At 42.6% G+C, this 21,483-nt stretch carries 20 protein-coding genes; 2 read left to right on the forward strand and 18 right to left on the reverse strand.

Annotated features, from left to right (window positions below; all coding sequences use genetic code 11):
- Positions 1–186: 186 nt before the first annotated feature.
- The 6 genes from DS742_RS06720 to DS742_RS06745 form a co-directional block, all read right to left on the reverse strand.
- On the reverse strand, positions 187–942 hold the full coding sequence (locus DS742_RS06720; protein WP_117416224.1) for an acyl-CoA dehydratase activase: 756 nt from the start codon (positions 940–942) through the stop codon (positions 187–189).
- Between the two features lie 3 nt (positions 943–945).
- The gene (locus DS742_RS06725; protein ID WP_242996420.1) at positions 946–2,100 is read right to left on the reverse strand and encodes a double-cubane-cluster-containing anaerobic reductase; all 1,155 of its coding nucleotides are present in this window, start codon (positions 2,098–2,100) and stop codon (positions 946–948) included.
- Positions 2,101–2,155: 55 nt separating this feature from the next.
- Positions 2,156–2,893, reverse strand: a complete 738-nt coding sequence (locus tag DS742_RS06730) for an amino acid ABC transporter ATP-binding protein (RefSeq protein ID WP_117416226.1) — start codon at positions 2,891–2,893, stop codon at positions 2,156–2,158.
- A gap of 21 nt (positions 2,894–2,914) precedes the next feature.
- Positions 2,915–3,787 (reverse strand): transporter substrate-binding domain-containing protein, encoded by an 873-nt coding sequence (locus DS742_RS06735; protein WP_242996416.1) that lies wholly within the window; start codon positions 3,785–3,787, stop codon positions 2,915–2,917.
- A gap of 29 nt (positions 3,788–3,816) precedes the next feature.
- Positions 3,817–4,479: an amino acid ABC transporter permease gene (locus DS742_RS06740; RefSeq protein ID WP_117416228.1), complete on the reverse strand. Its 663-nt coding sequence runs from the start codon at positions 4,477–4,479 to the stop codon at positions 3,817–3,819.
- 197 nt (positions 4,480–4,676) lie between these two features.
- A complete protein-coding gene (locus DS742_RS06745; RefSeq protein ID WP_242996417.1) occupies positions 4,677–5,243 on the reverse strand; it encodes a hypothetical protein in 567 nt (188 codons plus the stop codon).
- A gap of 28 nt (positions 5,244–5,271) precedes the next feature.
- Between DS742_RS06745 and DS742_RS06750 the strand changes: the two genes are divergently transcribed.
- Positions 5,272–5,649 (forward strand): enoyl-CoA hydratase/isomerase family protein, encoded by a 378-nt coding sequence (locus DS742_RS06750; protein ID WP_278335941.1) that lies wholly within the window; start codon positions 5,272–5,274, stop codon positions 5,647–5,649.
- 33 nt (positions 5,650–5,682) lie between these two features.
- Here DS742_RS06750 and citC read toward each other — a convergent pair whose 3' ends face one another.
- Genes citC through DS742_RS06790 form a run of 8 tightly spaced genes read right to left on the reverse strand, consistent with a single transcriptional unit; the run spans position 5,683 to position 15,130 of the window.
- Complete coding sequence (citC, locus tag DS742_RS06755; protein WP_117416229.1) at positions 5,683–6,678, reverse strand: [citrate (pro-3S)-lyase] ligase; 996 nt, start codon at positions 6,676–6,678, stop codon at positions 5,683–5,685.
- Between the two features lie 10 nt (positions 6,679–6,688).
- Positions 6,689–7,579: a triphosphoribosyl-dephospho-CoA synthase CitG gene (citG, locus tag DS742_RS06760; protein ID WP_117416230.1), complete on the reverse strand. Its 891-nt coding sequence runs from the start codon at positions 7,577–7,579 to the stop codon at positions 6,689–6,691.
- Positions 7,580–9,142, reverse strand: a complete 1,563-nt coding sequence (citF, locus tag DS742_RS06765) for a citrate lyase subunit alpha (protein ID WP_117416231.1) — start codon at positions 9,140–9,142, stop codon at positions 7,580–7,582.
- A 1-nt stretch (position 9,143) separates the two neighbouring features.
- Positions 9,144–10,046 carry an aldolase/citrate lyase family protein gene (locus DS742_RS06770; protein WP_117416232.1) on the reverse strand — a complete coding sequence of 301 codons (903 nt, stop codon included), beginning with the start codon at positions 10,044–10,046 and terminating at the stop codon, positions 9,144–9,146.
- Positions 10,043–10,342 carry a citrate lyase acyl carrier protein gene (gene citD / locus DS742_RS06775; protein ID WP_117416233.1) on the reverse strand — a complete coding sequence of 100 codons (300 nt, stop codon included), beginning with the start codon at positions 10,340–10,342 and terminating at the stop codon, positions 10,043–10,045. The genes DS742_RS06770 and citD overlap by 4 nt, the downstream gene beginning before the upstream one ends.
- Before the next feature lie 13 nt (positions 10,343–10,355).
- Positions 10,356–12,650, reverse strand: coding sequence for a hydratase (locus DS742_RS06780; RefSeq protein ID WP_117416234.1), 2,295 nt, complete (start codon positions 12,648–12,650; stop codon positions 10,356–10,358).
- Between the two features lie 48 nt (positions 12,651–12,698).
- A complete protein-coding gene (locus tag DS742_RS06785; RefSeq protein ID WP_117416235.1) occupies positions 12,699–13,841 on the reverse strand; it encodes a 2-methylaconitate cis-trans isomerase PrpF family protein in 1,143 nt (380 codons plus the stop codon).
- Positions 13,842–13,855: 14 nt separating this feature from the next.
- Positions 13,856–15,130 carry an SLC13 family permease gene (locus DS742_RS06790; RefSeq protein WP_117416236.1) on the reverse strand — a complete coding sequence of 425 codons (1,275 nt, stop codon included), beginning with the start codon at positions 15,128–15,130 and terminating at the stop codon, positions 13,856–13,858.
- A 193-nt stretch (positions 15,131–15,323) separates the two neighbouring features.
- Here DS742_RS06790 and DS742_RS06795 point away from each other — a divergent pair, with 193 nt between their 5' ends.
- The gene (locus tag DS742_RS06795; protein ID WP_117416237.1) at positions 15,324–16,232 is read left to right on the forward strand and encodes a LysR family transcriptional regulator; all 909 of its coding nucleotides are present in this window, start codon (positions 15,324–15,326) and stop codon (positions 16,230–16,232) included.
- A 59-nt stretch (positions 16,233–16,291) separates the two neighbouring features.
- On the opposite strand, the gene DS742_RS06800 is transcribed toward DS742_RS06795, so the two are convergent.
- The 4 genes from DS742_RS06800 to DS742_RS06815 form a co-directional block, all read right to left on the reverse strand.
- The gene (locus DS742_RS06800) at positions 16,292–16,864 is read right to left on the reverse strand and encodes a nitroreductase family protein (RefSeq protein WP_117416238.1); all 573 of its coding nucleotides are present in this window, start codon (positions 16,862–16,864) and stop codon (positions 16,292–16,294) included.
- A gap of 159 nt (positions 16,865–17,023) precedes the next feature.
- The gene (locus tag DS742_RS06805) at positions 17,024–18,556 is read right to left on the reverse strand and encodes an ABC-F family ATP-binding cassette domain-containing protein (RefSeq protein WP_117416239.1); all 1,533 of its coding nucleotides are present in this window, start codon (positions 18,554–18,556) and stop codon (positions 17,024–17,026) included.
- Positions 18,557–18,954: 398 nt separating this feature from the next.
- Positions 18,955–20,142, reverse strand: a complete 1,188-nt coding sequence (locus DS742_RS06810; RefSeq protein ID WP_117416240.1) for an MFS transporter — start codon at positions 20,140–20,142, stop codon at positions 18,955–18,957.
- A 13-nt stretch (positions 20,143–20,155) separates the two neighbouring features.
- Positions 20,156–21,370 (reverse strand): HD-GYP domain-containing protein, encoded by a 1,215-nt coding sequence (locus DS742_RS06815; protein ID WP_117416241.1) that lies wholly within the window; start codon positions 21,368–21,370, stop codon positions 20,156–20,158.
- Positions 21,371–21,483 lie beyond the last annotated feature (113 nt).

Genomic DNA, 21,483 nt, shown 5'->3' on the forward strand with positions numbered 1-21,483 from the left:
GCAAATATTGGTTATATAATTGTTCGTATTTATTAATTTTATCTATAAAGCAACCATATTTCAATAACAATGTATCTATTTTCCATAAAACCCATGAAAATCAGCTAAAAATACAAACAAAAAATGCACAGTTACGCAAAAGTAACTGTGCATTTTAACTTCACATATGATATCTTGTTATAACATTTACACTTTTAATGCTGCTCCAATTGCTCCTGCATAGCGGGACAAATGAGAAACATTTACGGGACATCCGGTTTGCAATTCCAGCTCTTTACGAATTCCTTCCATTTGTGCCAGCCCTCCGGTTAAAAGAATGGGAGACTCTGTCCCGATTCTTCCTGCCAGTGCCATCACTCTTGTCACCACGGACTGAATAATTCCTCCGGCGATTTCCTCACGGGTTTTCCCTGCTGCCAGCAATGATACGATTTCTGAATCGGCAAAAACTGCGCACATACTGCTTAGAGTACAACATTTTCCTTCGGTTAACAGCTTTTGAAAATCAGACAAATCCACTCCCATGCGGTGAGCAGACATCTCAAGAAATCTTCCTGTCCCGGCGGCACATTTATCATTCATTTGAAAGGACAGCACCTTACCATTTTCCACCGAAATCACCTTGGAGTCCTGGCCTCCAATATCAATGATTGTGCGAACCCCCTGCAAAAGGTAATCTGCCCCTGACGCATGGCAGGTAATCTCTGTTATTTTTTTATGAGCAAAGTCAATTCCCACTCTTCCGTATCCAGTTGCTCCCACTCGTATTTCATGTTCCTTTGTTTCTGTCTGTTCCAGAAGCTCCCGAAAGACGGTTCTGGCAGTTTCTTTTGGGTTCCAGCCTGTGGGTTTTACGCAGACTGCGGCAATGGAATCTTCTTTTAACAGGACTCCCTTGCAGGCGGCTGATCCACAGTCAATTCCTACTGATATCTGTTTCATTGTTTACAACATCTCCACAAACGCACCGGCTCTTGTTGAAAGCTGTCCGATATCTGCTGTTCCATAATCTGTTTCTAATTGGAGGTAAGGAATGTTTTTCTCTTTTAAAAATGTCTTTACGGTATGAGATTCTACCGCATATGTATGACACGCCTGAAGAGTCATTTCCACTACCCCATCCACATGGAACTGTTCACACAGCCTTCCTAACAGTTCAAACCGGTTCGGATTGGGTGTCATAATGGAGCAGCCAATCTGCAGGTAGTGCTCTGCAATGTTGGTGATCGGATCTCCTTCTTCCAAACACTGCCGATCCATCTGCTTGGCTCCGGTACAGTTTTCATAAGCAACGACTACACCGCCTGCTTCTTCAATAACTTTAACCACCTTCTCCGTTACTCCTCCCATGGGGCATCCGGTGATGAGAATCCGGGGGGCATCTATAGATACCGGCCGTTCTCCTGCTTCATAGTCTGACTTTATTTGATTGATTGCATTTTGGATTTCTTCTGTTTTTTCCTTCCAGTCAAATTTAAACTGAGAACCAAATAGAATCTGAAGCTGGCGCAGACCCGTAATCGGAGGGGGACACAAGGTGCTTAACTCATACAGCTCTTTTAGAAGTCTCCGTTCTTCGTTGCGTTTATGAATGGCGTCTCTCAGCATATCATCGGTAATTGTGACACCAAAGTCTTTTTCTACCCGCTCTTTTAAGCGGACAATTTCTGACCGCCAAAGTGCCTTTGATTCCGGGGTAAACTGATTGCGGGGAAGCTGTAAAATATGTAAATTTTTCTTCTTGGCCAGCAGTTCATACATCTTTACCTTGCCGTCACAGGTTGTTTCTCCTACCACCAGATCTGCAAAATACATATAAGGACATTTATCCGTAACTGCAAAGCCATAGCTTGATTTAATGAGCGGACACAGATTGCCTGGCAGATCTTTTTCCGCATCAGGTATTGTCTCGTCACTGGTGGAACAAAGGCTTACGGATACCAGCCCCGCCGCCATGAATATCTCAAGAGGTGTGTAAGTACAAAACTGTCCCACCACTCCCTTGCCTGAATCTTTAATTCTCTTTACTGCAAGAAACCCGTTTTTTCTGGCCTCAGCAAAACTATCAAATACCTGGGGCAGTTCCTTTTTCATCTCTATCATTGTAAGACTCCTTTCAAAAATGACCCTCTGATTCCCATAACAGAGAGATAATTTATTTCAGATTATAATCCAGAAAACGTTTCACTCTCTCATCTTCCGGGTTATCCAGTATCTCCTTTGGTGTCCCATCCGCAATGATGGTACCCTCTGCCATAAACAGGATTCTGGTGGCTATCCTCCGTGCAAACATAATCTCATGAGTAACAAGAATCATGGTAGAGCCATCTTCCGCTACTTTCTGAATGGTGTTTAACACCTCTCCTACCAGCTCCGGGTCCAGCGCTGAGGTAGGTTCATCCAATAACAGCACCTCCGGATTAACAGCCAGAGCCCTGGCTATGCCTACCCGCTGCTGCTGGCCTCCGGAAAGCCTGGAAGGGAAAAAATCCTTCCGTTCCAGCATTCCAACCTTATCAAGCAGCCTTAAACTGATTTCCTGTGCTTCTTTTTTACTTTTTCCAGCCACGGTTATCAAGGCTTCCATAATATTCTCAATGGCTGTTTTATTTTTGAATAAATTATAATTCTGAAAAACCATGGCAGAATGACTTCTCAGCTCCATAATCTCTTTTTTAGAATGTTTCTTTGCATCAATCGAATGGCTGCCGATGCGGATGATTCCACCGGTTGGCTTTGTTAAATAGTTCAGGCACCGGAGCAATGTTGATTTTCCGGTTCCCGAGGGACCTAGTATCGCTACAATCTCACCTTTGTCAATGGATATATTAATATCTTTTAGAATATCTGTCTCTCCGTCAAACGACTTCCATAAATGACTTATTTCAATCATTTTCAGTACCTTTCCATCTGCTTATTCGTGTATCATCTTTGTCATATCGGAATACATCCATTTCGTAACAATTTTTGAAGTGGTTCCATCCTCCATCATTTTATCAAGTACCTGATTAACTTCCTCACAAAGCTCATTTCCTTTGTCATTTTTTTGAAAATAATAGGCCACGTTATTGGCTAACAGTCTGTTATCCAGAATATGAAACTTCATGTTTTGAGTCTTTTCATATTTATGTACCAGGCTGTCTGTGGTAGCCATGGCATCGATCCGCTTTAGATACAGATCCTGATATCCGGTATCACTTGTTTCATAAACGACTACGTTCCAACCATATGTATCTGCCATTTTTTCCACAGACACCTGAGAGGCCTGCCCCTGTGTCACTCCAATAGTGACGTCTTTCAATGCTTCAAAAGTGTTGACATCTGACTTATCTTCGTTGACAATCACACACTGGGCATCACCATAATATGGATGAGACGTGGTATACTTGTCCATTCTGGCTTTTGTAGTTGCAAAACAATTTGCTGCCACGTCTACACGTCCGGCATCCAGTTCGCCAAATAAAGAGGAAAATTCTGTCTGCTTAACTTCAATATCCCACCCAGTACGTTTTGCAATCTCACTCCACATCTCTGCATCAATTCCGGTCCAATCTTTTCCATCACTGCTCAGCAGACTGTAGGGCTCTCCTGTGCCTCCGGTAGCAATAATAACTTTACGCTTCCCTGCAGTACTCTCATTTGAACTGCTTTCTGCCACTGTGGCTTCTGATTTTACGCTTTCTTCTGCTGATTTCTTTCCATCTGCTGCTTTGGAAACAGCCTGACTGCTGCAACCAGAAAGGGTCACTGCCACAGCAGTGAAGAGAATCGGTATCATTTTTTTCATTTCCATTTCCTCCCAATTTAAATTCATCATTAGTACATTTCCATGCATTTTCTATCCATAATCTTATGAAGATGAGAAAATCCCAGCACTAAAAGCCAGTAAATAATCATGACCGCCAGATAAATCTCAAAGTAACGAAAGGACTGCGCGCCCTCGCTCTTGGCCTGCCCCATGATATCTCTGACACCAAGCATGAATGCAAGAGATGTGGCTTTTAAAAGATTAATCAAATCATTAAACAGTGCCGGCAATGAAACACGAAATGCCTGAGGCAGAACGATTCTTCTGATTGTCTGAAGTTCTGACATGCCTAACATAGCGGCGGCTTCCTTCTGACCTGAATCAACCGAAAGAAGGGCTCCCCGAATGCTTTCTGACATAAAGGCACCGGTATTCAGACTTAAAACCAATGCCACTGCCGTCAACGGCTTCATGTTCAGAATAATTTCACTGACCCGCGCCAGTCCATAGTAAAAAAAATATAGCTGGGCCACCAGAGGAGTCCCTCTTAATATCGACAAATAAAAACGGGTAATCGGATAAAAAATCCTGATCTTGTAATATGCGATCACTGCTATTGTAACGCCAATGATAATGGAAAAAACGGCAGCCGTCAGGGTCAGCAAAAGCGTCACCTGTAATTTTGATGCAATAATTGGAAATACGCTAAAAAAATAAGATAAGTCAAACAAATTATGGGCTCCTTAATCTTTTTTCAATTTAGCATAATTATAGCATTACACCATATGCGAAACAAATTCAAAATATGTATTAATCTTTCTCCTATCTATACGGAATACCAATATATAAAAGTGTCTTCACTTCAAAGCCATAGAATAACGCAAAAAGAGCGTGCTGCAAACAGCACGTTCTATTTGAATGATACGATTTACCCGCGGGTAACTTCTGATTTGTGCCCCTCTTCGTCGAGAAACAACAGCTCGTAATATTTTTTTGGCCGCCCTTTGCTGTTGTCCCGTTTTTCAAATACCGTTTGTACGTATTTTTTTTCTTCGATTTTGTTAAGGATACGGTTTGCACCTCTGACGGTGATGGACAGGCATTGGGCAACATCCTCTGAGGATAATTTATTTGTTCTCATAATTTCTGCATAGGATATAATTCTCTGTAAATTGATGTTGTTTATTCCCATACGTTTGATGGTCTCCTTTATGGTCTCTTTCACGTTTTCCAAAGTGGGCCGTATTAAGATGTACCTTACCCCGTGCTTTTTAAGTTCAGGAACAAAGTGGCCAAACGCCGTGATGGACAGGTCTGTTTTCTTCTCTTCCCACAAAGTTATATGGTTTTCCAGCATTGTTTCCACCCGTTCCAGCAGATCGCCGCTGTCAACAGGCTTTCCTTCATGAGTCAGATATTTTTGGAATTCACTGAAAGAATCGATAACATATGCATGGCAGGCAGCCAATCCCGAAGTCTGGAAAACAAAATTCATGGATTGGCCGAAGAAACGTAAACTGGAAATGTATCAGGAATCGTTGAGAATGATTGAAAATATGATCTTTTGTATAGACATCCCCACAATTGGGGCGATTAATGGATCAGGATCACATTGGCAAATGGGAACATTATGCGATATTACAATTTGTGCTGAAGGTACAGACTTTTTTGATGCTCATTACCTGGGCGGTGTATCTCCTGGTGATGGAATCGTCTTAACACTTCAGAATTTAACAGGCATCAAAAGAGCTGCATTTTGCGCATATACCGGTAGGAATATGAATTCCCAGACGGCATTAGACCTGGGTATAGTCAGTGAAGTACTGCCGAATGAAAAGCTTCTTACACGCGCCTGGGAACTCGCAGAGATGATAATGCAGGGAGCCGTTGCAAATAAGTAATATCACTTATTTTGCAACGGCTCCCCGTTATACTTATGATCTTCGTGTTAAAAAATTCCATGTCGTTTCCGGCACCAGTCTTTGCACGTCCTGGAACCTGCCTTTCCTGACAGCTTCTCTGACTCTCGAAGCGCTGATGACTTCTTCTCCCTGTGTTTTTCGTTCAATTTCTATGACTTCTATACCATACTCAGGAAGAATCTGTTTCATTGCTGTATTATAAGAGCCGGTTACCCTGCATATAGGCTCTGTTCCTGCAAAGCGTCTGGTTATGCTAAGAGGAGGGGCAATCTTTTGTGCAAACAGTTCCAAATCAAATTCACAATTGGCTTCATTGGCAAACACTTTTTCTTTCAAATAATAAGTGGGAAAAGTGGCAGCAGAAACCATATAATCAGACGCCTGATGAACAATGACTCTCTTTAAATCTTCCGTTCCCTTTAAAACCATCTGATATCGGTCTTTCGCGCTGTAAAAGGTCCGCTTATCCGATAATACAAACACATGCAAATAGTCACACTGCTTCAAAGCTTCTTCTATTAAATACCGGTGTCCAAGTGTAAACGGATTACAGTTGGCTACAACAGCGCCAACTATTTTCCCATAATCTTTGGCATCGATTGGTGTTATTTTCTGTATTGCCTGTATGAATTTTTCAAATCCCTGTTTTTCATTCTCCATAAACAATACAGATTTTGTACGGAACACGGTATAAAATCCTAAACTTTTAAACATTTCCTCATTCTTTGGTTTTGTATATAGGACAAGCCTGCTTCTTCCATGCTCAAACTCATACTGAATCAGCTGGGAAACCACGCTGCCGGATAATCCTTCTCCAAGATGAAGAGGATCCACTGCAATGCACTTTAACACATTCTCTTCCACGGAACCTGCTGCAATGATTTTGTAATCATCATCAAGTACACACGCACTATATTCAATCCCCTCATCATAATTAAGATCCTGACCGGCTAAAAATTGTTTTAATTCTTCCAGTGCACGGCCCTGAAACGGTCTTCCTTCCAGCATAGTTACCTGCTCACTTTCCTGCCCAGGCCTCCTCAATTTCAGATAAAAAGATAGCGGCCGCCAGCAAATCGGCACACCCGCCGCTGCTATAATTTTTGTGAATAAAATAGGTGTCCAGCTTTGTCAGCTCCTCTATTGCACCTTTGGAATAGGCACCGCCCGAGAGCAAAAACTCCTTTGACAGCTTCTGCACTTCCTTAAGCCCCTCACTCTTGCACCTGGACAGGATATTTCCATCCTCCACCTGACTCATCAGGGTAAACAGCGCCTGGATTTTCACCAGATTCCAGTTCCTTCCTTCTTTCTTTCCCTGTCTTATAACCGGTAAAGCCAGGTTTATGACTGAAGGATAACCATCTGCCGCCTCTCCCCTGATTCCTCTGGAGCCATAAGTACATAAATTCTTTTTGCCATGGGTATCTCCGCTGTTCTGGATCTGAATCAGGTCAAGTTCATTTAATAAAATATTCTTAACCATTTTTTGTTCCTGCACAATCAGACTGCTGATGGACACCTGACCATACTTTTTATAACAGATTCCAGCAGCCGCACATAAGATACCCATGGTGAACACGGCTCCTTTATGGGTATTGATCTGTCCAGTTGCTTCATACATCGCCTCTTCCGCCTGAATACCAATTTGCCGGATCTTCAGAAAGCAGCCTTCTGGTTTTTCAGACATCTGAATCCCTGTTTCGGCGAATTTCCAGAAATATGGGATCAGAGCATCTGCACTTCTCTGAAAAGTAAGCAGATTCATATCCCGATGAGCTCCATTACTCAATGAATCCACCAGTCCCGGCTTTGGAGCTGTATCAACTTCCTCTAACAGTGCCAGTCCCGCCATATTCCCCAGCCAGACGGTATAATTTTCCCATTTCTTCTTATCTGTTTCTATCATCTAATTATCAGCAAAGGTATATTCTTTCACCTTGCGTACTACATCTAATATGGTTCCATCACGGCTTTCGATAATACCCACAACCTTATCATCAAATTCCACTTTTTCAGGTTCTCCTGCTATGGAATAGGCAATATCACGGAGTTCCTCAATTGTTTTAAAAGGAAGATCGACTCCTTTCATGCAGTCAATTAAATCCTGCCGCTTCGGATTGATGGCAATTCCATAATCAGTCACTACTACATCAATACTTTCCCCCGGAGTGGTCACCGCAGTAACTTCCGTGCAGACAGCCGGAATTCTCCCCTGTAACAGAGGAACGATGACTATGGCACACTTGGCACCGGCAGCAGTGTCCGGATGGCCTCCCTGTGCTCCGGTTATCTCTCCGTCTGATCCAACCACTACATTGCAGTTGAAATTCACATCTACTTCAAGAGCAGCCAGTATAACAAAATCCAGTTTATTGACAACCGCACCTTTATTAAAGGGATTTGCATATTCTCCGGCAGAAATACGGAAGTGTTTCAAATCTTTTACCGACTCTACTGCATCAAGATCAAAATCCTGGGTATCCAGAAGACAGTCTACCTGATTATTTGCTAACAGATCACACATCGGCTTCGTCAGACCCCCAACACCGAAACGCATGCGGATGTTGCGTTCCTTCATGATTTTAGCAAGTGAAATAGTAGAAGCAATGGATGCACCTCCCACACCGGTCTGATAAGAAAATCCATCTTTAAAATATGGAGTATTTACAACAAACCGGGTGCAGTAATCAGCCATCATCAGCTTTCTCATATCGGTGGTGGGTTTTGCAGCACCTGTGGCAATTTTTTCCGGATTTCCAATGGCATCTACCACCACTACATAATCAACTTTTGTCATGCTGATATGTGCAGGAAAATTGGGGAAAGGTACCAGGCAGTCTGTAATTGCTACGACCTGATCCGCATAATCTCCATCTACAAGTGCATAAGAAAGTACACCGCAGTTACTCTTGCCTCCGATTCCCCGGCAATTGCCGTAATCGTCGCAGGTAGGTGCGCCGATAAATGCAATGTCAATTCTGGTTTCTCCGCTTTCAATGGCACGGACACGGCCTCCATGAGAACGCATGATAGCCAATCCTTTTAATTTACCCGAGGAAATTGCCTGTCCGATTTTTCCTCTGACTCCGGAGGACTGGATATTCGTTATGGTTCCATCTTCAATATATGGAACAATTGGGTCGTGGGCTTTCCCAAGGGAGCTGGCACAAATGGTGATATCTTTAATCCCCAGCCGGTGTACCTCTTCCATTACCATATTAACGATGTAGTCGCCTTCCCGGAAGTGATGATGAAAGCCAAGAGTCATACCGTCTTTTATGTTGCATTTAATCAGTACATCATGAATACTGTCTGCTAATTTACTCTTTGTATTATCACTCACGCATCTGGTTACCGGACCATCCTTTTTATAAGTATATCCGTCTCTGTAGTGAATACCCTGGAATACTTCCTTTCCAGTGGCTTTTAGAATTTCATCCGGGATATCCCTTCCTACTGCATTTATCATTTTACAAATCCCCCTTATATACGCCCGACGCTTTAGCCATATAAATGGTACGTATTGCACCGTCATAAAATGCGATATCTATCATTTTTCCGTCAACGGTAAATACACCGATTCCCTTTGCCTTCTTATCATCTATTTCTTTTACTACCTTTTCTGCAAAGATAATGTCCTTAAGCGTCGGTGTGAATATTTCATGTACGATGCTGATCTGTCTTGGATTTATAATTGATTTTCCGTCAAATCCCATCAAATGAATAGATTCAACTTCTTTGCGGAAGCCTTCCATATCATTTAGATTGGTATACACGGTATCAAAGCACTGGACACCAGCCGCTCTTGCTGCTATGATCATGTTCTGCCTTGCACCCATGAGTTCCAGACCGGTTCCGGTAATATGTGTCTGTAAATCTTTGGTGTAATCACCGCCGGAAAGGGCGATGCCAAAAAGTCTTTCTGAGGACTCACAGATCTCAAGAACCTTCATTACTCCCCTGGCTGATTCAATGGCTGCCATGATAAGAGTTTTTCCTTCCGGAATATGAAACTCTTTTTCTGCTGCAGCCACAGCTTCCTCAACCAGCTTCACATCCTCAGCCCGTTCCGTTTTTGGTATCCGGATGGAATCGCATCCGCCTGCTACCGCACAGCGGATATCTTCCTTCCAATAAGGGGTATCCAGAGCATTGATGCGGACCACCCGTTCACACCCGTGGTAATTTATTTCTTTCAGTGCATGATAAAGGGAAAAACGTGCAGCATCCTTTTGGTTTTCGGCCACTGCATCCTCTAAATCCAGCATAATGGAATCCGGCTTATAAATATAGGGATCTTTGATTAAACCCGGCTTCTGGGCATTTAAAAACATCATGGTTCTTCTTAATCGTTTCTTTTCCGGATTCCTCATCGAACAGCTCCTCCCCATGGAAGATTATCAAATTGCCCGGCAGAACGGAACAGTGCCCCTTCCACACGCGCTTTTATTGTACAATCCAGTGCTCCTTTGTCTACGATAGAGATTTTCACCTGACCGACTTCCAGATTTTTAAGCGTTTCCATCACAACCTTTTTTATCTGATTACCATACTGGTTGATAACCACACTTTCCAGGTTAAATTCTATGCCATTATTGCAAGGTTCTACCGTAACCTGGCAGTCGCTGGATTCCAGTGTTCCGGCCATTGCCGGCTGCACGATTTCCATATCGTTCCTCCTCTTATTTCCGTTTTCTGTTGTAATTGATTAAGCTTCCTGCCTTTACAATCTCACGTTCTTCCTGTGTCATATCCGTGATATATAAATGAATTTCTTCGGCTGAATCTTTTTTTATCACATATGCTTTGATATCTGACATATTACCGCTTTCCAATGCAGTGCGTACTCCGGGGACAAAAATATAATCGCCTGTCTCGAATTCCGGTTCATCCTTCATCTGAAACGGCAGCATTCCCCAGTTCATTACATTAGAACGATAGCGTTTTGTTGCATATTCTCTGGTTATGTTTGCAAGTCCGCCAATGACTCTCTGACAGCTGGCCGCCTGTTCTCTGGCTGAACCATCTCCCGGCTTGATTGCATAAATCATACTTCCGATTTCCGTATCAGCTATTTCAATCGATTCCATACCAGGTATTTTCTTAATTGTATCATAAATCTTTATAAGCTCTGGTTCTAATTCTGCCGGAGATTTTCCTGCAGTTCTTGCTTTTTCCAGACGGTCGGCACATTTACTTCTTTCCACATAAGCCGGATCTCTTCTGGATAAGGTAAATTCAGCAAGTCCCAATGGATTGGAGCGGTAAGAAGCGGTTTCACCGGAAGGAATCAACTCATCTGTAGTTGTAACCTCATCCATAATCTTAGAACACACTTTTAAAAGAATGTTCTCTGTCAAGGCACTCATTTCAGGCCAGTCTTTAATATTGGGTCCGCATACCAGCTCTTTCTCTTTTTGTTCCTGATTAAATCCCTGGTATATTCTCTTTTTATATACAGTGCCGTCAAACTGATAATCCGGTATATTTTCCCAGCAGTCAAACGCTTCTGCAGAGGTAAGCACACCTCCATTTGCTGCAGTAGCTGCAATGGAACGTGCATCCATCAGTGCAACGGCTGCCATCTGACCATTTCCAGGCTTTGAGCCTTCCCGGTTGGGGAAGTTTCTGGTGGTGTGGCGGATACTCAGCCCGTTATGAGCAGGGGTATCACCGGCTCCAAAGCACGGTCCGCAGAACGCAGTCTTTAACACGGCTCCAGCTTCCATTAAGTCTGTTACAGCACCTTTCCGTACCAGATCCATGTAAACCGGCTGTGATGACGGATAAACTGACAGGGAAAACTCACCATAGCCGCAGTCTTTTCCCTTCAGAGCATTCGCAGCTTCGATGACATTCGTATAATTGCCTCCGGCGCATCCGGCTATAATTCCCTGCTGAACCTGAAGCTTTCCATTGACAATTTTATCAGTCAGCGTAAATCCAGCCCGTCCCTTACTTACTTTTTCCGCCTCTATCTCTACCAGCCGCAGGATATCGCCCAGATTTTCATTCAGCTCATCAATTTCATATGTATTGCTGGGATGAAATGGCAGCGCAATCATTGGCTTTACTGTACTTAAATCCACATAAACGCAGCCATCATAATAAGCTGCAGCTGCAGGTTTTAATTCCTGATAATCCGCCTCTCTGCCATGGGCTGTCAAATAACTTCTTGTATCCTCATCCGTACTCCATATGGAGCTTAAGCAGGTAGTTTCTGTTGTCATTACATCAATGCCATTACGGAAATCCGTACTCATGGAGGCAATGCCCGGTCCCACAAATTCCATCACTTTATTTTTCACATAACCATTTTTAAACACTGCTCCGATAATTGCCAGCGCAATATCCTGAGGGCCTGCTCCCGGATTTGGCTTTCCAGTCAGATAGACGGCAATAATATCAGGATAATCAAGATCGTAGGTATCGGAAAGGAGTTGTTTCACCAGCTCACCGCCGCCCTCTCCGATTGCCATGGTTCCTAATGCACCATACCGCGTATGGGAATCTGATCCTAATATCATCTGACCTCCGCCTGCGTGCATTTCCCTCATATACTGATGAATCACCGCAATATGGGGGGGAACATAAATGCCTCCATACTTTTGCGCTGCAGACAAACCAAACACATGATCATCTTCATTAATGGTACCTCCAACTGCACACAGAGAATTGTGGCAGTTGGTCAGTACGTAAGGAATCGGAAATTTCTCCATTCCAGATGCTTTGGCAGTCTGGATGACTCCTACAAAAGTAAGATCATGGGAGGTCATGGCATCAAATTTAATTTTTAAATGAGACATATCATCAGAAGTGTTATGCTGTTTTAAAATGCCATAGGAAATTGTCCCCTTTTTTGCTTCTTCCCGGTCTGCAGGGGCCCCTGTTACGGCCCCCGCTTTCGAGTATTCTTCTTCTGGAACAATCTCCCTTTCATTGATCAGATACACACCACTGTCATAAAGTTTTACCACGTCTATATCCTCCTGCTTTTAACAATTAAGCTTTTTCATCATTTCCGGTCAGCAATATGTAAATCCCTCCAGTAAAAGATTTGCAGTCCTGAATCCAAATGTATCTTCCACAACTGTTTCATTTCCTTCTACATGAAAATCAACACCAGCTTCCAAAATGCCGCCCGCATGACCGATACGGATAAATTTCGTATCTGCTCCCGGTCTTAAAACCTGATTTACCACACTGCCTGGAATAATGGCAGCCGCCGCTGTGCACATGGCACCAGTCATGGCGTAAGTGGGATGAGTCTTCTGCATTGACATCATACGTGATAATAGATCTATGCTGTCCCCCTTTATAGTCCGGCCTGAGGTGGTCTCATACTCATCCGGTTCTGCAACAAACGTCATTTTAGGAACTCCCGGCATCTCCCAGGCTGATTTCTTATAGTCGGTTATTAATCCCATTTTAACAGCTGCCAGGCCTCTTACCGTCTCTAAAAGATCCAGTTTTTTCTGGTCAGAATCAAGTTCCTTTGGAAGTTCTTTCCCTGTCAGCCCTAAGTCAGAGGCCTTTACAAATACCAGGGGATTGGCTGCATCTACAATGGATACTTCAACCTGGCCAATGTCTGGAACTTCCAGCACATCTACAGCATTTCCTGTTGGCAGAAGCTTTCCTGAAACACTTCCTGCAGGGTCCAGAAACTTCAGCTTAACAGGAGAACCCGTTCCAGGAACTCCGGCAATGGCAAAATCACCATCGTATTTAACTGCTCCGTTTTTTACTTCCACTTCTTCTTCAATAATTTTTCCGGTGTTTGTATTAAACACTTTAACAGTTGTCACCGGCTCTGTGATTTTTACAAGCCCCTGTTCGATTGCAAACGGCCCGACTCCTGAAGAAATATTACCACAGTTGCCCTTATAGCTTACCAGCGGTTTATCCACAGATACCTGTGCAAAGGTGTAATCCACATCTGCATCCTCTCGTTTGGATACTCCTATGATCGCAACTTTACTGGTAACAGAAGCCGCACCTCCCAGCCCATTAATCTGCTTTATATCGGGGCTTCCCATGATTCTCATGAGAAGCTCATTTCTTGCCTGTTCATCCGGGGGAAGATAATTTTCCAGTATATATACGCCTTTACTGGTACCTCCCCGCAGTATGGAACAGGGAATTCTTTTTCTATGCTGATCTAACATTAAACTTCCTCCATTTAACAAATAATTCCATAAATTCCGATTGTTGCTAAAATAGCATTTGCTACTACACATACCAGTGCAATGATAAACAGCTGGCCAAAAAGTTTATTCTGCTCCTGATCCTTATTCTCAGAATTTGATGCTGTCATGTATGCGGCCAGAATCAGTCCGCCACCGGTGGATGCCGGGCTGAACGCGGCTGATAAAGAGGAAGTAATTACAACACTGGCTAACTCTGCAAATCCGGCATTACCAGTTCCTAATGACTGGACAATCGGTCCAACGGTAGGAATCATGGAAGGCATTACCACACCGGTAGTAGAACTGAAGAATGATAAAATAGAAGAAGTTACACCGATAATCGGTGCGGCTGTCTTTGGTGTCATGATAGATAAAAGTCCCTTAGACATCAGATCCAGTCCACCCAGTTCTATAACAACGTTCATCAGTACACCTACACCGCAGATCAGAATAAGGGTTCCCCATGGTACCTTTACCAAAGCTTTCTTTTCATCCGTTACGCCCAATATTACTAATACTGCTGCTGCAAAAAAGGAAGCAAGACCTACATTGATATCTAAACCTACAACCATAACAACCATGGCCAGAACACCAAGGATTGTAATCCACTGCTGTTTATTGAGATGCTCTTTCACTTCCAGTGATGTATTTTTTTTATCTGCAGGTTTAATCTTCCAAATCTTATAATAAATGGAGAATCCTATCATCAGAATTGTTGCCCATATAATACAATTCCACATAACCGGAAGCTCGAATCCGGTAAAACCGGCTTCTGTTCCTAATTTCTCCATTAATACTCCAGGAGGTGTCAGAGGAGATAAGGTAAAACCATTTGCCGCTACTTTGGCAGCCAGTGCAAACAACAGAGGATTTTCTCCCATGCTGACCGCAACAGTCACTGCAACGACAGTCATTAAGTTTCCTACCGGAATATTACCTGGTCCAATAATAGTCAGAATACCAGATACCAGAAAAATGATAATTGGTACCAGATAAGTTCTCTTACCTGCAAGTCCGATTCCCTTTTTCGCAACAAGTTCCAACGTACCGTTCACCTGCGCAACACTAAACAGAAACGATACGCCCACAAGTGTAATAAAAAGTTTTGCATCAAAACCAGCCAGTACCTTACTGTCACTCAAGCCCCCCATCCTTGCCAGAATCAATGCTGATCCGATTGCCAAAACACCAATATTGCATTTTTTTACAAATCCAATTGCCACTACTACAAACAAAAATATAATAGATATAATATTTATGTAGTTCATGCCTGTTCCACCTCATTATTTAATTTTTCTTTACGGTTACCATCTCTGAATTATATAATCCTATCGATATAACCAATATAACATGTCGGTAACTATAAGTCTAATTCATGTTTTCCATAAAAATTATAGTTTTCAGCTATAATTTTCTTGTATTTTTTAAAGATTTCAGGTAAAATTATTACGAGGTGATACCATGGATTTTAAAGATTTGAATTATGTATTAGCTGTTGCCAAGCATCAGAATATAACCAAAGCTGCTAATTCCTTATATATTTCCCAGCCTACGCTTACAAAATTCCTGCAAAGCCTGGAAAGCAGCCTTGGACAGAGACTGTTTAAAAAAATCGGAAACCGTTTCATACTTACTTATGCCGGAGAGAGATACGTAAAAAAAGCCGGGGAAATTCTCCAGCTGAAAAAAGAATTAGACAATGAACTGTCAGACATTATTAAAAGCAATATCGGTGTATTAAACATTGCTTTTCCTGTTATGCGTGGAACCTACATGCTTCCGTGTACGCTCCCTATCTTCCGGAGCCTGTATCCAAATGTGATTATTAATATTAAGGAATCCGCTTCAGCTACCCTGGAGAATATGATTCTTTCCGGTGAGACAGACCTGGCGTTTTTTAACAAACCCGTGAAAAGCGCAGATGTAGAATATGAAGTAATCAGTCATGAAGAGATGCTTCTGATCATGTCAGTTAATCATCCTCTGGCAGATCAGGGCATAACGAAAGAGGGATGTACCCGTCAATGGTATGACTTATCACTCCTGCAGGACGAACGTTTCATTCTTCAGGAAACTAACCAGCGTTCACGCCAGACGGTAGACCGTGTTTTTCAGCAGATCGGATTTCAGCCCAATAAGATGATGATTACAAGCAATATCAGAGCCGGCGCAGAGTTGGTTTCAAAAAACTACGGTGTTGCCTTTGTTACTGATACACACTTAAAACATATGAATTTCCTTGATAAGCTGGCGTGTTTTTCCTTTGGTACACCTAATACAATGGTTGATTTTGTGGCCGCTTACCGTAAAGGATCGTATCTGAATTACCATGCAAACGAATATATAAAAATTGTGAAAGAATTTACTTAATATATGTGACAATGACAAAAAGCTGCCAGGCAAATGAATGCCGGACAGCTTTTCTATCTTTATTTCTTTACAATAACTCTTTTCTCAATGTCTTCCTTCTCTTTCGCATCCGGCTCTGCGCCGATGCCGCCAAATGGCATCTGTGCGATGAGCTTCCAGTGATCCGGAATATGAAACAGCCTGGAAACTGTTTCATTAATTACCGGATTATAATGCTGAAGTGATGCTCCCACTCCTGCTTCCCTTAAAGCAGTCCAGATATTGGACTGAAGCATTCCGTTCGCCTGATTGGCCCAGACCGGGAAGTTATCTGCATAGAGTGCAAACTGTTCCTGATAGGATTTAATAACCGCCTCATCGATAAAATACAAAACCGTACCATATCCACTCTTAAATGTGTTGATCTTATCCCTGTCTATCTGTCCTCCGAAAGCATCGTAGACACCGTCCCACAGCTGATCCTGCTTCTCTCCCAGTGCGACTGCAACTCTTGCGCTCTTCATATTGAATGCGTCCGGTGTAGCTTCTGTCACCTTTCTGATCATATCCAGAACTTCCTCTTCGGATACAGGAAGGTCACGGTTGATATTATAATAAGTTCTTCTCTTCTCAAGGCTCTGAATAAATGACATAATATCTGTTCCTCCTTTATTTTATTTGAAACCACTATGGAAATCATCTCTAATCCTGTGTGTTTTATTCATATAATCTGTTTTGTTATTAAAATACTACCACATTATTCCACAGAAGTCAATATAGTTTTAATAAATTATATTTAGCAAAATCAATTATCAATAAGAACTGATATCAATCACTCTGTCAACCCAGTCTTTATAAAATGATACTTCATGGGAGACCAGTAAAACAGTACCGGGAAATTCAGATAATGCTGCCTTAAGCGCCAGTTTCGCCTGTACATCCAGATGATTGGTGGGCTCATCCAGGATGAGGAAATTATAAGTTCTTCCTGCCAGCAGACACAGCTTTACTTTTGCCTGCTCTCCTCCGCTTAAGGTTCTGATGGGCTGCTGGGCATGCTTCCCCGATATTCCATTTAAAGCCAGCTTTTTTCTTACCTCCTTTGTCTCCAGCGATGGAAAATGATCCGACACGATCTCTATGGGAGTCAGACAGTCATCTTCCCATATCTGATCCTGCTCATAATATCCGATGACCGCTTTTGCAGAAAAACAATACCCGCCGCTTAAGGCAGGAATCTCATTCATCATGGTTTTTAACAGCGTGGATTTGCCCACTCCGTTAAAACCCGTTATGACAACTTTTTCTCCCTCTTTCATAGAAAAATTTACACAGGTCAAAACTGGAAAGCTATAGCCTACAGTCAGATTTGATACTTTCACTTTTCCCGCCGAAGACAGCGTCCCCTGATCGAACCGGAAAAAAGGTCTGATTTCCTTTTGCTCCAGCGCCTCCAGCCTCTCCATATGGTCAAGCTGCTTTTGTCTGCCTCTTGCCATTTTTGATTTTCTACCGGCTATATTTTTGCGGATAAATTCTTCCGTCTTTTTAATCTCTTTCTGCTGTGCTGAATATTGTTTTGTATAATTTTCCCGTAACTGTATTTTCTTTTTTAAGAATTCTCCGTAGGAACCAAAGTATTTTACTATCTTTTTATGATCAATATCACAAATCCAGTTTGTCGTTTTAGTAAGAAACCCCTCGTCATGAGAAATAATTATAAATGCCTGCCCGATACTGCACAGATAATCCTGAAGCCAGACAATATGTCCGTGATCCAGAAAGTTTGTCGGCTCGTCTAAAAGCAATACATCCGGCTTTTCAATTAAAAGTTTTGCCATAATGACTTTTGCCCTCTGGCCTCCGCTCATTTCTCCAATTGGACGGGTAAGCCCAATAGATGAGAGCCCCAGTCCCTGGCAAACCAGATCAATCTGTGAATCGATCCGGTAAAAATCACGCTGTTCCAAAATTTCCTGATATTTGGCAGCTGCCTTAAGAGCACTTTCCTGTCCCTGAGCTGCACGGTCATACAGCTCATTCATCGTTTTCTCCATGATGTAGAGTTCTTCAAATGCTGTTTTTAAAAATGCTTTCATTGTCACACTACTGTCTATGCTGGCATATTGATCCAGATAACCGATTTTTATGCCCGGCTGCCACACCACTCTTCCTTTATCCGGTATGATTTCTTCAGTACAAATTTTAATTAAGGTACTTTTTCCTGTACCATTCTGTCCCGTAATTCCAATATGTTCTCCTTTATTAAGAATCAATTCTGTTTCATGAAACAACTCATTATCTCCAAATGAATGAGATAAGCCTGTAATCTCTAATAAACTCACGTCTATATTCCTTCTTTCCTGTGTTCATTTCAGATACAGACGTATTTCCTCTTTCTATCCCAATATCCCTGTTGCTGATTTTTTAAATAAAAAACAGAAGACAAGGATACAATCTCCTCTGCCTTCTGTCCGGATTTTCTACAACAAAAGGCCATGAACAAACAAAACATTGTCCATGACCTTAAAGCGCAAAAAGAAGCAGGGAAAACAGGCATCAAAAGAAGAAACAGCCTGTAACGCTGTTCTTATTGCTGCACTGTCTCCCGATGAATTCTATAAGCGTATCAGTAACCGCCATACTCTGTACAATGTTTCACCGGGTTGATTTGTACAGAGCTCATTCGTCTTGTCAATTGATCGCTAATAAAAAAACTCATATCTGCTCTCCTTACATTTGATTATCTGACTATATCACCATCTGGTTTTTCTGTCAACCCAGACGTTTCTATTTTAAGCTTCCCCTTGGCGGGTATCAGCCTCCACACAAGAACACCAATCACAGCGAGGAAAGCAGAACAGACAAAATAGGGTGCTCTCCCGCCAGCCAGTTGAAATACACTTCCACCGATAAAGGGACCAATGATTCCGCCCAGACTGGTGCCGAACATATACTTTCCGTAAAAATTCCCCATTACCTGTTCCGGAACTCCTTTTGCAAACAGGGCATCCAGAGAATAATCCTGGGCAGTAAGGGCTAACTGATACGTTGTCCAGATAAGTGCAAATATCCACAGATCCGGGCTGAAAACCATTAAAACTATAAGTACAGCAGCAATCAGCGTGAATGAAAGAATGGTTTTCTTATATCCCAGCCTGTCTCCGATTTGTCCGATTTTGGGACTAAGAAAGGCAGAAATCATCACCGGCAATATAAACACAAATGCAATGGCTTCCATATCCACATGATATACCTCCATCATATACGGAATAATCAGCACTCCTGCCATCCTCACCGGTATGCAGTAAAGGAAATTTAAAATCCAGATCTTCTGTTCCAGCGCGGTATAGACAACCTTTTCAGACTGGGAAACCGGTTCTTTCGTGAGTGACGGTCTTTGGGTAAATGTATACACCAGTGAAACCATGGCAAAAGCAGCACTGATTAAAAACAGCTGATTCCATCCTTCTAAAAAATCAGAGCGGCTGAACACGTAAAATGTCAGACCGATTCCCAGGATTCCTCCGAATTGCCGGTTACCGCTATATCTTCCAAGTCCTTGGGCAAAGCTGGTTTTTTCCGCCGTAACCAGACTGAATGCAGAAATTGTTAAAAGAATTCCTGCCGCCCCCTGTACCATTCTTGCAGCCAGTAAGTATCCCAGACTTCTTGCCTGGGCGAAAAGAAAATAAGCAAGTCCATACAGGAACAAGGCACAGCATATTACCGCGTAACGGCTGTAACGGTCGGAAACCTTTCCAATCACAAGCCTCATGATCAATTCTGAAAATGAATAAACAGAATACAGAATGCTTAATTGAAATACGGTATACCCCAGTTCTTTTGTATAAGCAGGCAGCATCACGTCGAAAACCAGGAAAGGCAGTGAGACCAGCACAATGGATAATGCAACTTTTTCATACTTCATATTTCATTTCCCCCTATATCACGAAACCAAATGCCTGGTCTATATCTTTTGTAATTGAGTTATCCACAAAACCATTTTTTGCCATATCAGAAAGAACCTTAATGGCCTGACTGTGTGCCATTCCCTTCCGGTAGGGACGGTCTTCTGTAAGAGCCTGATATACATCAAGGCACCCCATCAGGCGGGAATTGAAATCCAGTTCATCCCCTGTCTTACCGAAGGGATATCCCTTCCCGTTCAGTTTTTCATGGTGGTTGGCTGCCCATTCCGTAATATCTTCAAAGCCTCTGATGTTCTCAAGCGCAACTCTTGTATAATACACATGTCTCTTAACTGTCTCAAATTCCTCCGGAGTCAGGGCACGTGGAACATCAAGAATACTGTTTGGCACAGCCAGCTTTCCTAAATCATGTAAGTCAGCCGCAATGACCAGCCGGGCTGTCTCCTCCTGTCCTTTTTTATAATATTCCGCCATTCTGGCCGCTTTTTCTGCCAGACCTTTGGAATGGCGTCTGGTAAAGCTGGATTTAGAGTCAACAATTCTGGAAAATACACCGGTAACCTGGCGGATTTTATCCAGGGGCACCTCCATCTCAAAAGATGGAACGAGAGCATCAAGGGCCGGCTCAATTCTGTCATTGCTTAGATTTTCCCAGACAGACTGATCCTCCGCCATCTGGTGAAGGATTGCAGCAAGCTGCGGTGAAACCATGCCTGCCTCACAACTGTTCACCCATTCAAGCACCTTTTCGTGGGAATAATCTCCGCCTGCGTACTTAAAATAGTTTTCAAAGCTGTCAGCTGCCGCTATAATCAGGGAAATAAGCGGTATCTCATCACCCTTTAACCCGAAAAAACCATTTCCGTCATAGCGCTCATGATGATAGAGAATCACACCCTCAGGCTCTGTCAGAAACGGGTAGTCTTTTACATTCTTTTCTCCAATCACACAATGACCTCTGGAACCTTCAAATCTCGTCACTGCATGATTCCATTCCTGGGGAAGCTGTTCATAGAGACTTGATTCACTTAAACCGTTATCATGGAGAATGGAAAGCGCGGCGGCATCATAAACCTCTTCTTCCGATAAATCCAGTCTCCTGGCTATACATAAGGTCAGATAAGCAGTTCTCTTTCCATGATTCGACTGCATTCCCAGCCGGTCCATCTCAACAAAGTCCAATGCAAATGAGACAGCTATCAGGAAATCATTTAAGCTGAATTGCATGTTGTATCGGCTCCTTCCGTATCCATTCCAGTTGAATACTAATATGCTATTAATAATTGTATCATAAGATGATTGTAAATCAGCGTGAAATGTCTGTCAACCGGATTGCGTTT

Origin of the sequence: Lacrimispora amygdalina, assembly GCF_003432035.1 — a bacterium.
Classification (GTDB): domain Bacteria; phylum Bacillota; class Clostridia; order Lachnospirales; family Lachnospiraceae; genus Lacrimispora; species Lacrimispora amygdalina.

Bases quoted from the DNA above. Each gene is read 5' to 3' on its own strand.
- DS742_RS06795 (WP_117416237.1), top strand. From the start codon at position 15,324: ATGGATTTTAAAGATTTGAATTATGTATTAGCTGTTGCCAAGCATCAG.
- citC (WP_117416229.1), bottom strand. From the start codon at position 6,678: ATGCTGGAAGGAAGACCGTTTCAGGGCCGTGCACTGGAAGAATTAAAA.
- DS742_RS06785 (WP_117416235.1), bottom strand. From the start codon at position 13,841: ATGTTAGATCAGCATAGAAAAAGAATTCCCTGTTCCATACTGCGGGGA.
- citG (WP_117416230.1), bottom strand. From the start codon at position 7,579: ATGATAGAAACAGATAAGAAGAAATGGGAAAATTATACCGTCTGGCTG.
- DS742_RS06720 (WP_117416224.1), bottom strand. From the start codon at position 942: ATGAAACAGATATCAGTAGGAATTGACTGTGGATCAGCCGCCTGCAAG.
- DS742_RS06770 (WP_117416232.1), bottom strand. From the start codon at position 10,046: ATGAGGAATCCGGAAAAGAAACGATTAAGAAGAACCATGATGTTTTTA.
- DS742_RS06800 (WP_117416238.1), bottom strand. From the start codon at position 16,864: ATGTCATTTATTCAGAGCCTTGAGAAGAGAAGAACTTATTATAATATC.
- DS742_RS06810 (WP_117416240.1), bottom strand. From the start codon at position 20,142: ATGAAGTATGAAAAAGTTGCATTATCCATTGTGCTGGTCTCACTGCCT.
- DS742_RS06735 (WP_242996416.1), bottom strand. From the start codon at position 3,787: ATGAAAAAAATGATACCGATTCTCTTCACTGCTGTGGCAGTGACCCTT.
- citF (WP_117416231.1), bottom strand. From the start codon at position 9,142: ATGATAAATGCAGTAGGAAGGGATATCCCGGATGAAATTCTAAAAGCC.
- DS742_RS06790 (WP_117416236.1), bottom strand. From the start codon at position 15,130: ATGAACTACATAAATATTATATCTATTATATTTTTGTTTGTAGTAGTG.
- DS742_RS06815 (WP_117416241.1), bottom strand. From the start codon at position 21,370: ATGCAATTCAGCTTAAATGATTTCCTGATAGCTGTCTCATTTGCATTG.
- DS742_RS06730 (WP_117416226.1), bottom strand. From the start codon at position 2,893: ATGATTGAAATAAGTCATTTATGGAAGTCGTTTGACGGAGAGACAGAT.
- DS742_RS06745 (WP_242996417.1), bottom strand. From the start codon at position 5,243: ATGAATTTTGTTTTCCAGACTTCGGGATTGGCTGCCTGCCATGCATAT.
- citD (WP_117416233.1), bottom strand. From the start codon at position 10,342: ATGGAAATCGTGCAGCCGGCAATGGCCGGAACACTGGAATCCAGCGAC.
- DS742_RS06750 (WP_278335941.1), top strand. From the start codon at position 5,272: ATGTATCAGGAATCGTTGAGAATGATTGAAAATATGATCTTTTGTATA.